1 protein-coding gene is annotated in these 518 nt (G+C 33.0%); it reads right to left on the reverse strand.

Annotated elements, in window-relative coordinates; translation table 11 throughout:
• On the reverse strand, positions 1-476 hold a 476-nt coding region (locus BACFIN_RS00010; RefSeq protein WP_232281675.1), incomplete at its 3' end, for a DUF1735 domain-containing protein.
• Positions 477-518 lie beyond the last annotated feature (42 nt).

Genomic DNA, 518 nt, shown 5'->3' on the forward strand with positions numbered 1-518 from the left:
ACCAAGCTATTTTCGCCATATTTTATTAAGTTATCAGGAAAACGGCTACTGAGAATAGCTATTTGCACAATTTCAGTTTGAGGAACTTCATTATCTTCTTCCAATGCAATTTCTGTATGTCCCAGTTCAATCAATGTTTGGGGATACATCTTAAAATCAGTAAAATGTTCTTTGTTGTAGGTGACCAAATATTCCGGATCGATGGAAACTTGAGCATTCATTTCTCTATTGGCAGGTTTACTTAATTCCACACGTATGTAAGTAGCATAGTTCTTAAAAAAATCTTGATTATATAATTCAACAACAGTAATCTGACTACCGGATTGCGCGTCACAGATTGCAAAACTATTATCTTTATAGATGCCCTCATATTGAGATTCGTCAACAGGCTTCCCTAAATATAAATCATCCTGTTCACAAGCAGAGAACAAGCAGATTCCTCCTAACATAAAGATGATTCCTAAACCTTTTTTCATATATGTTCGTTTCATATTTTTTCGTTATTAAATTTAATATTA

This window comes from Bacteroides finegoldii DSM 17565 (assembly GCF_000156195.1).
GTDB lineage: Bacteria > Bacteroidota > Bacteroidia > Bacteroidales > Bacteroidaceae > Bacteroides > Bacteroides finegoldii.